Source organism: Staphylococcus sp. HMSC065D05 (assembly GCF_001813195.1).
Classification (GTDB): Bacteria; Bacillota; Bacilli; order Staphylococcales; family Staphylococcaceae; genus Staphylococcus; species Staphylococcus epidermidis.
The window spans coordinates 1-9,967 of record NZ_KV811721.1 but is presented as its reverse complement, the minus strand read 5'-3'; the positions used below and the strand labels follow the sequence as shown (position 1 = coordinate 9,967).

Genomic DNA, 9,967 nt, shown 5'->3' with positions numbered 1-9,967 from the left:
TGGTTAGCTATATTTTTTACTTTGCAACAGAACCCAAAATATTATTTATGCTTTTGAAGAGTCTGAAACATCATTACACCCCAACCATCAATTAATGCTAATTGAGTCATTTCTTTCTCTTTCTTCAAACTCAAATAATATTAACTACCCATACGCCAAATTTAGCATCTATGCTACCATTAGAAAGTTTGACATATAGATTCTGATAATAAACGCAATAAAATACAATATGGTACTGATAAAGCATATTCACAAATGGTTTCTACTTTAGGAGTATTACCGGACAATATCGATAGGAATAAAAAAGCGATTTTACTTGTTGAAGGAAAAAAGTGATATTATTTTTATAAGACACTTATGTGATAAGTTAAATGAAGGTAATGCTATACCATATACATTTAGAAGAAAAAGGTTTCGCACTATTATCTACAGGTGGTAGCGGAAATCTTAAATCTTGGATTAATTTAAAAGTTATTGAACAATTTAATATTCCTTGGTGTATATTACAAGATTCTGACATAGGACCTAACGATGAAAATGCAAATAGAGAGAAAAAGCAAGAGCTAGAATCGAAAGGAATAAAAATGTATCTGACTAAAAAAGAGAAGTTGAAAAATATAAAGGTTCCGATGGTAACATTAGGTATGAATTTACAGAAATGATAAATGATTTTTTAAGCATAGTAGATTAATTCTAATCTTTGCATTCCTCTACTAACCACTTTATAATTCAGTTAACGAAAATGATTGAAAAAGACTAAATCAATTGTAGATGAAGTATTAATTCAATTTATAAAAAATAAGGTTTATTAAAAAAAGTGGCTAATAATTAGCCACTTTTTTTAATTTGAGCCCGGAGCTTTTGGATGTTTCGTTTCTGCTGGTGACGTTTCACAAGAATATTTTGTATGATGTTTACAAGAAGCTGCAGTTACAATTTGAGCTGCAGTTGTCCAAGGATTTGGTAAGCCTGGCTTTACTTGTGGAGTTTTACCCATAACGAATACCTCCTTTATATATGTTTGATTAGAGAATAACATATTCAACAGTATATGTCATATAATTCTGAATATCTTACTTTAATTGTTGTAGCTCAATCATATTTTTATATTTTGAATGTCTAGATAATAACTCTGCATGAGTACCCATTCCTGTAATTTCACCATTATCGATAAAAATTATTTTATCAGCTTTTAGTACAGTGGAAAGACGATGAGCTACTATTATTGTTGTTCTATCATTGCTAACATTTTTTATAGATTCTTGTATTTTGTGTTCACTTTCGCTATCTAAATTTGAAGTAGCTTCATCTAACAACAAAATCCCAGGTGTTTTTATAAAGTTTCTAGCTATATCTAACCTTTGTTTTTCACCGCCAGATAAATTAATTCCTTTTTCTCCAATAAGCGTATTATAATCATTAGGTAATTTCATTATAAAATCATGCGTTGACGCTAGCTTAGAATAATAAATGATATCTTCTATACATGGTGTCTCTTGTAGCGAATAAGTAATATTGCTTTTCACTGTTCTATTCAATACACCAGAGTTTTGCATAACATATCCTAAATTTTTTCTCCAATTAATTAAAGAATAGTCATAAATAGAATTAGTTCCATACTTAATTGAACCACTTTGAATTTCATATAGTCTTGAAATCAAATTAAGAATAGTTGTTTTACCAGAACCGGAAGGACCTACTATAGCAGTTATTTTATTTTTAGGTATAGTAAAGGATAAATTAGTAAAAACATGGTTGCTTTCATCATAACTGAAAGATACGTTATTAAATGACAAATCTACTGAATTTAAAATGTTAAGATTATTATTTTGTAAATTTTCTTTTTCTTCACTTAATATTTCAGAAAGTCTTTGACTTGCACCTATAGTTTTTTTATATCCTGTAAAGAGACTAGATATTTTTTCAATAGGGTCAGTTAATTGAGTCATATAAAAAATAAGAGCAATAAGCGTGCCAGGAGATATGGCTCCAGATGCCACTCTATATCCTCCAAAACCTAATACGCCACCCATTGAAACAAGCATAATTAACGTAGAAAGAGGTACTACAATTGAATTGATAACACCTTCTTTCACCCCCAAATAATATATATTTCGTAAATATGAATTAGTTTGACGAAACTCTTTATTAATTGAATTTGAAAGTTTAACTAATTTGATTTTAGATAAAACATGAGCTATTACACCACTAACCTTAGCAGTTTCAAGTTGTGTTTTATAAGAAAGTTTTTGCATTACATTGCTTATTGGTATTATTAAAATGACATACATAGGTATTGAAATAAGAGCAATTAAAGCTGTTTCCCAATCTAACATAAATAAAAAAAAGATTGATCCAAATAGTACAATTATCGATGGAAAAAAAGATGGTATAATTTCTGTAATGAAACTGTTTATTGATTTAGTGTCATCTATAATTCTACTTAATAGCTCACCATTACTATTTTTATCAAAAAAAGACGTTTTTAATCTTAAAATATGATTCCAAACTTTGTTAGTTAGAGAATAAATTATATTTTCGCCTAATTTAGTTAATAGATATATACTTAATCCGTTCAATATGGAACTTAACAAAAAAATGAAAACAAATACTATAATATAGTATTTGTTTTTTATGACTTCTGAAAAATTATCAACTATATTTTGAGTGAATAAAGGAACTATAAGTTGAAATATACTACCTATTACTGATAATAAAACAGAGAAAAATAGTAACCATTTAGGAATTTCAATCTCATTAACTAAATGTAAAACTGGGTTTTTTTGTTTCATAGTATCCTCCAAAATACTTTTAATAAATTTCTAAGTTCTTAGTGTTTTTTAATATACCTTTTTCAGTAATGATATTTTTCTCATTTACAACATACATAAATGGAGTTTGTGAAATGAATAATTCTTCCCAATTAATATCTTTTATAATTTTAAAATTGAATGAACCTTTCGTATTAAAGTAGTTATCTACAGCAACTTCATCGTCTATAAAAATTACATAGACATTATTTAAGTGGTCATTTAAGCTCAGCAACTCATCTATAATTTTAGCACAGTGGGGGCACTGAGTACTTAAACAAAAAATGTAATTTTTACTTTCTGTTAAATTAAAATTTTTGTATGGGAAAGGTAAGGATATAGGGATGCCTTGCAAATCCAATATTTTTCTATTTATATTATTATAGAAAAATATGATGCTTATAATTAAAACAAACAGTAACAAAGCTATTATGTATACCATGAATTTCATCGTCCCTTTCTATCTGATTATTGTTTTTATATAGAAATAAAAACACAAAAAAACAGAGTTTATAATTATATAATATACGTGTATGGTGATATCAAATTTAAAAGAGCAAGATATAATTAATACACTAAGCATATTCATTGACACTTTGGTCCAGTTTATATTACTTGTTAATCTTGTACCAAAACAATCACATTCTTGGCCCTTTTTTCCTATAAATATTAAAACCGTTATAAATAAACTAAAAAAAATATACATTAATAAGAGTATTGTCATACTCCATATAGAAATTTTCAGTGAAAGAAATATAGTTAGTGGAACAAAAACTTCTATAAATATTAGTAAAAATGAACAAAATTTAATTAGTTTTAAATTCACCTTATGATTTAATAATCCATATGTGTTTAGAGAAAAATGTGAAAAAGAATAAATTTTTAAAATTCCTGATACCAATGTTTGAATCAAAATGTAAGTTATAGCAATACTAAATAGAATATCCATATATTCCACTCCTAAAAGTATATAATATAAAGGATAAAACGTTTGGCATAATTTTTGAAGTTATAATAAGAAAAAGGTATTATAGTAACACATGTTAAAATAAGGTATAACCATATTTAGGAGGTGCTTTAATGTTTGAAAAGATGTTTAAAATTAGTAGTCTACTATTTTTAATAAACATGATTTTTGTAGCAATAAAAGATATAGTATTAGGTGGTGAAACTACAAGAGCCGGTAATAATTTATTAGTTATTATAACTATTATTTTCACTATTTCAATGCTTATAACGACTTTTTATTATATTAAAAATAGAAAAAGTGATTCTTCAAAGAATTATAAAGGGTTATACTATACTGTTCTTATTTTTATGCCAATAGTATGGATATTAGTTGGTTATTACGTGTTTTCACCATTGCCAGAGTTGCTTTCTCACACAAACACGTAAAAGTATATGTTGAATTAAATTGTTATAAAAGAAACTAATAGCCCAAAAAAACTTCTTTTTGAACAAATCCCCCCATCACAATTGTTATTCGAATTTTAAATACACTTATTTAAAATAAATATAAAACAAAAATAGTTCTTCATTTATTCTATAACTAAGCTTATAGTTAATCTAACGTAATCAAAGAATGTTCAAAGGTAGAATCAATGATTCTACCTTTTCTCTCTATATATTAACATATAAGATTAAAAATCCTATTTTCAAAATATTTTTCAAATCGCTTTTTGTTAGTTTATTTAAAGTGACTTTGGGATAAGTATTTTTTATTCACAATAAATGAAGATTTTCCTTTAATTTCATTAAACTCAACTTCATCTTTAAAACGAACTTGTAATAAATCATCAAAGCCCTCTAACGAATTAATATAACCCTTACTAGTATATTCGAGAATCTTTAAATTTAGCGCTTTCTCTTTTTTTTCTTCAATTTAATATTATCATTGCTCTTTTTATAAAAATAAATTACTAAACAAAATAATATAATAGAGCATAATAACAAAACGATAATCGTCATATCCACCTCTTAACTATTTATATCAATGACTTTATAGAATTTATTGCTTTATTGACTTTTCTACTTTTTATTTTTCTCTTTAATCTTAGCTAATAATTTTGCTGTTTCTTCTTCAAAAATTGTTGCTAAAGCAACTAAAATATCTATGATTTTTTACAAACATACAAAAACCTCAAAATATTTAGAGCTCCTTTTTAAAAATAAAATATATCACAAGAACTAATTAAATTTTAAATACCCTTTTTTAATTTTAAGGGATCATTTTAAAGAATTAGGGGTTATTATACTTTTTATACCTAAAAACCTATATTGGCTCTTAAAACGCAAATGAGAGCCAAATAAATATAAATGTATTTCACAAACAAAAATTTGAGTAAAACCAGTGCCGAATTTTTAGACACTGGACCATCTACATGCAAATTAAAAATTAGCATAAAATCATCCAAAAAGTAGTTCTGATTTTTAATTCTTGCAGAGGCATTTTTCTTTTAAAACAGCAAAATAGTTTGAATTTAATGAATAATATATTAATTATTCATTAAAAATATTATATATAGGCATATTTTGACGTCGCATATAAAGTGCATGAGTTTCTTCAAGTTCAGCTTTAATGGATTGCATTAAATATCCTTGCATTGTTTCGACGGTTTCATTCTTTTGTAGCAGCATTGCTTTAAAACGTTTCAACACATTTACAATTTCAAATTCAACATCTTCTAAACGATAATAGGTATAATGTGCATTATTAAATGATTTCTTCCCTTTGAGTAATACACTTTTAATAATTCGGATTTCTCTAATTTCAAATTTACTTAAATAATCTTGAAGTTGTTGTGGCAATTCTTCGAGTACTTGGAACTTAAGCGCATCATTATTAAATTCGATTTGTTGATGATTTGTATGATCCGAATGATTATGACTTGTTGAATTGTTATATATATCATTCATATCATACGTATCATTATTATCAGTTTCTATATTATCAGTATCATTTAAGTCAGTATCATTAGACTGTGAATTTGGAAGTTCTTGACCACTTAGATTCACAGTTCTAGAACTTCCGAATTCATTGTTCTGGAACTGTGAATTTGGAAGTTCCTTGGTATGACTGACTTCCATATCATAATTGGGTTTTAATAAATATAATCTATTGGGTTTATTAAGGCCAACACGTTCTTGAGTTAGTAAATTAAAATTTATTAACTCTTTTTTCAATTTTATGATTTTTTGCTCTGCATAACCTAAATACTCGCACAAATGTTTATTACTGAAAATAAAGTAAATGTTATTATTTTTATCTACCCATTCATTTTGGATGGATAATTCAAAACGATCTTTTAATAATGCATACATAATTTTGGCTTCTGCGGACATTTTCTTAAAATATGTATCTTCAAATAAATATTTAGGTAGTTGATAAAATCTTTCAGTTTTTACTTGTGATAAATTGTATTTCTCAAAATTGGGCATAATAAAAACCTCATTTCCACTTTTTTGGATTGAGGTAATAAAACAATTTTTACGTAAGTTATATGTTTTGTGCTTGCACTTAGATGATTAGATATATATAATACAAGTATCAAAAAATTATATAAACAGACGAATGCGAATCGTTTTATTACCGAGAGTCGATGCTACGCCAATAGCATCGGCTCTTTTAATATTCATAAAGTAATATTAACACTTTTAAGATCGTATATAAAGCGTTTTAAGTGTAGTTAAAAGCACATTACAACTTCAAAATGATAAAGTTTATTAGTTTAGTACCTAATTAAGCGTTGAAAATCTTCGATAGGTGGCTAATTAGGTTCTTAGGTGGTAAAATTTAGGTACTAAATTAGGTACCTAAGGATGGATGTTATGAAAACTATTAAAATGGTTGCTGATGAATTGAATGTAACTAAACAAACTATTGTTAATAATGCTAAAAGCTTAAATATATCTTTTGAAAAAGAAAATGGAATTAATTATATTAATGATAATGATTGTTTGAAAATTATAGAAAAGATTACTAAGAAAGAAAGTACAACGCAAAATAAAAAATCAATAAAAAAAGAAAGATTTGATGAAAATACTGCAGAGGTTGAAAAGTATATATATAATAATTCAAATAGTTTTGAGACATTAAAAACAAAAGCAAATGAATTAGAAAAACAAATAGAAATCTTTGAAACTAGAGCTAAAAATGATGAAAAATATATTGAGAATTTAACTAAACAACTAGATCAACAAAATAGCAATGTTAATACATTAAATAAACTGTTGGAGAATCAACAAATATTAGCTTTAGAAAGTAATAAAAAGATTCAAAAACTAGAAAATCAATTAGAAGAAGAAAGACAGCTTAATTACTCTTTTGATACAGCGACTAATGATAGACAAAGCATTAATCCGCAAGAAGCAACTTTTACTGAAGAACCTCAAAATATCAACCAACAACAAAAGAAAAGCCAACCAATAGAAGCAGAAGTAAATCATAAGGATATAACTGAAGAGAAAAAGGATGACAGTGAAAACGAAGACGTATTAGCGAAAGATGATAAACCATCTGAAGAAATAGAGAATGGGCCTGAGGATAGGAAAGAAGAAACATCTAAAAAGGGGTTTTGGAGACGTTTGTTTGGTAGCTAAAATAATTAATTAGGCACTAAAAGTTTATAACTTTTAGTGCCTTTTATATAGTGAGAACTTCTGATAATCAGTAATTATGTTAACTCATCAAAAAGGCTTAAACGTTGATTTCACAGCGTTTAAGCCTTTGTCTTGTGATTATCGTTTATTCAGGTTTTATACATTCCATTAACCACACGTTTTCATGCATTTTCATTAAGAGAATTTTTGTATCTTTATTCAGTCATCAATGTCTAAGTGTTGCATACAATATGCGTGCATACTGTATGCCTGTATATACTTGAAAAGTTATATATTTAAACACAACTTTAAAAAACTTACTTACATCTATATAATAATCAATGTAAGCAAGTTGGATTGATGGTGGCTAATCTCATGAAAATGGGGTGATGCCTATGGTTTTGGTTTTTGCTCCTAGAAAGGACTAGCATTGTCTGATTATGAAATGCTAATGATTGTTTTGACAATCATTAGTTTAGTATTAATTAGAAACGACCAAAAAAAATAGACCATCTCCACTTTGACAAGTAGATAGTCTATTTAAAAATTTTTTATCGAAAGTCACCGTCTTTTTAACGGGCTTACTAAGGCACAAGTGTTACCAGCACTTGTGTCTTTTCTTTTGTCAATTTCAGTATATCCTTTCTTATGCTTTTTGTAAAACAATCTCGTTGTATATGGTTGTTTTTCGTTACTTTTCGTTATTTTGCTCTATTCTTCCCAATCCATTTTAAGTTGTTTTAAAAAAAACTCGCGTTCTTTCTCAAATTGAGGATCATCAGTTTCATGTTCTTTATTTTTATAAGTAGGATTTTCTAATCAGTTAGGAGTTTTCTCACGACTAATATATTGCCGTTGTTTACCTACTTTTAGTCTTTTGGGGTTGTCGTTTATTGTGAATGCGTTTCTCAGCGTCAAAGGTAAACTCTAACCATTCAATTTTACGTCCTTTTTTAGATTTGATTTTATTAATATTTAAATTTTTGAAAATAAAGCTTAATTCGTTAATGATAGGCGTTAAAACTTTTTGGTTAATATGTGTCATGCGATAACTGTTCGGGATATCTAAAAGTTCTTTAAAATCAAAAATTTGTATTTTAAAGTAAACAATATGTAGATTTAAGATGTGTTATTTCTTTTAATTCAAATTTAGTGAAATTTGCTATTATCTCATTTAAAACATATTTAGATTTGGGATTAATACTAACGATAAGTTTTTGTGTATATACATCAACTTCATAACCAGTAAATAGTACAAATTTTTTAAATGATAAACCACTTCGTTCTATGTAAGTTAGACTTAGCAATTTACCATAAACATGTCCTAAATTTAAAAAAATTTTTTGAGAACGATGAATAGTAATTACTTAAATGACGTAATTCTTCAAAAGGAATAGTAACTTCTTTGACACTATGTTTTTTTAATTTATTGCAAAGACTAAGAAATATTAATTTCTGTACTTATGAATTTTCTCGGCATAAATGCTCTGTTATAATTAAAATATCTTTTCTTGATTTACTGTTATTATCTTTCACTTATATCATCCAAAAAGTGAGTAAGAGCTACCAAAATTTTAAGTGGTAGCTCTTTATTTTTAATTTTAAGGGGGGATTTTGAAAAATTAGAGTTATTTATATAATTTATTACCTAAAATTTTAAATTAGCCCTTAAAACACAAATGAGAGCCAAATAAATATAAATGCATTTCAAAAAAACTTGAGCAATCATTTTTGTTGACCACTATAATTACAAAGGAGTTAAAAATAAAAAATTTTGCTAACGTTATTCCAAGTGTATAAAATATATTAAGTCAAAATTAGTCTTCTTTTTCTTTAAAACCATTTTCTTTCATTTTCTTCTCAGTTTTCTTCATACTAATGCTTGTCCCTGTATTACCAGCAATATTAACAATACCTTTAGATTTTAAAGTATCAATATCAGCCTTTTCAAAATCTACATCTATAGTTTCTACGAATCCTTCATCATTCTCTTTAATAGATTCCTTTACACCTTTAACGTCTTGTATTTTTTCACTTTGTCTCTCTATTGATTCCTTAACCAATTTTTTAGATGCATCATCAGAAATACCAAAATCACTATATTTCAAAGTATTTACAGATTTTTGTTTAATTATTCTGTCCCCTTTATATGTATAAGTTACCTCCACTTTCACATTATCTTTTTTTCCAACAAATGTTTTAGTTTTTTTATTTCCACAAGCAGATAACGTAATTAAAATAACAATACTTGCTACCAAACCAATAATTTTTTCATAATTTAATCTCCTTTATTTTAATAATATATAAAATATCATATACCCTTTTCCCTAAGTATATGACACTTAAATTAATTAAAAATATATTAGGTTTAATGAGAGTAAAATAAATATATTTTAATTTCACATCACAAAATTTTAGCAAAACCAGTGTCGAATTTTTTAGACACTGCCCATCTACATGCAAATTAAAAATTAATATAAAATCATTCAAAAAGTAGGTCTGATTTTTAGTTCTTGCAGAGGCGTTTTTCTTTTAAAACACCAAAATTTTGATTTGAA

The 9,967-nt window shown here is 26.4% G+C and carries 10 protein-coding genes and 1 pseudogene; 4 read left to right on the top strand and 7 right to left on the bottom strand.

Going from position 1 to position 9,967, the window contains the following annotated elements; all coding sequences use genetic code 11:
• Nucleotides 1-40 precede the first annotated feature (40 nt).
• Both HMPREF2897_RS13235 and HMPREF2897_RS00965 read left to right on the top strand, forming a co-directional pair.
• A complete protein-coding gene (locus HMPREF2897_RS13235) occupies nt 41-199 on the top strand; it encodes an AAA family ATPase (protein ID WP_123985656.1) in 159 nt (52 codons plus the stop codon).
• Nucleotides 200-371: 172 nt separating this feature from the next.
• Nucleotides 372-662, top strand: a complete 291-nt coding sequence (locus HMPREF2897_RS00965) for a TOPRIM nucleotidyl transferase/hydrolase domain-containing protein (RefSeq protein ID WP_031770370.1) — start codon at nt 372-374, stop codon at nt 660-662.
• Nucleotides 663-841: 179 nt separating this feature from the next.
• Here HMPREF2897_RS00965 and HMPREF2897_RS12920 read toward each other — a convergent pair whose 3' ends face one another.
• The 4 genes from HMPREF2897_RS12920 to HMPREF2897_RS13230 form a co-directional block, all read right to left on the bottom strand.
• Entirely contained in the window at nt 842-997 is a 156-nt protein-coding gene (locus HMPREF2897_RS12920; RefSeq protein WP_002485021.1) for a hypothetical protein, read from the bottom strand.
• Nucleotides 998-1,073: 76 nt separating this feature from the next.
• Nucleotides 1,074-2,792, bottom strand: a complete 1,719-nt coding sequence (locus HMPREF2897_RS00960; protein WP_046044639.1) for an ABC transporter ATP-binding protein — start codon at nt 2,790-2,792, stop codon at nt 1,074-1,076.
• A 19-nt stretch (nt 2,793-2,811) separates the two neighbouring features.
• Nucleotides 2,812-3,252: a hypothetical protein gene (locus tag HMPREF2897_RS00955; protein WP_031770330.1), complete on the bottom strand. Its 441-nt coding sequence runs from the start codon at nt 3,250-3,252 to the stop codon at nt 2,812-2,814.
• Nucleotides 3,253-3,270: 18 nt separating this feature from the next.
• Nucleotides 3,271-3,759, bottom strand: coding sequence for a MauE/DoxX family redox-associated membrane protein (locus tag HMPREF2897_RS13230; RefSeq protein ID WP_031770331.1), 489 nt, complete (start codon nt 3,757-3,759; stop codon nt 3,271-3,273).
• A 131-nt stretch (nt 3,760-3,890) separates the two neighbouring features.
• On the opposite strand from HMPREF2897_RS13230, the gene HMPREF2897_RS00945 reads away from it, so the two are divergent.
• Nucleotides 3,891-4,205: a hypothetical protein gene (locus tag HMPREF2897_RS00945; protein ID WP_031770333.1), complete on the top strand. Its 315-nt coding sequence runs from the start codon at nt 3,891-3,893 to the stop codon at nt 4,203-4,205.
• A gap of 1,104 nt (nt 4,206-5,309) precedes the next feature.
• On the opposite strand, the gene HMPREF2897_RS00940 is transcribed toward HMPREF2897_RS00945, so the two are convergent.
• Nucleotides 5,310-6,248 (bottom strand): replication initiator protein A, encoded by a 939-nt coding sequence (locus HMPREF2897_RS00940; RefSeq protein WP_046044640.1) that lies wholly within the window; start codon nt 6,246-6,248, stop codon nt 5,310-5,312.
• Nucleotides 6,249-6,638: 390 nt separating this feature from the next.
• Here HMPREF2897_RS00940 and HMPREF2897_RS00935 point away from each other — a divergent pair, with 390 nt between their 5' ends.
• Complete coding sequence (locus tag HMPREF2897_RS00935) at nt 6,639-7,409, top strand: DUF536 domain-containing protein (protein ID WP_046044643.1); 771 nt, start codon at nt 6,639-6,641, stop codon at nt 7,407-7,409.
• Nucleotides 7,410-8,120: 711 nt separating this feature from the next.
• Here HMPREF2897_RS00935 and HMPREF2897_RS12005 read toward each other — a convergent pair.
• Nucleotides 8,121-8,889, bottom strand: a pseudogene (locus HMPREF2897_RS12005) (replication initiation protein).
• A 337-nt stretch (nt 8,890-9,226) separates the two neighbouring features.
• Complete coding sequence (locus HMPREF2897_RS00930) at nt 9,227-9,667, bottom strand: DUF1307 domain-containing protein (RefSeq protein ID WP_235318315.1); 441 nt, start codon at nt 9,665-9,667, stop codon at nt 9,227-9,229.
• Between the last annotated feature and the right edge of the window lie 300 nt (nt 9,668-9,967).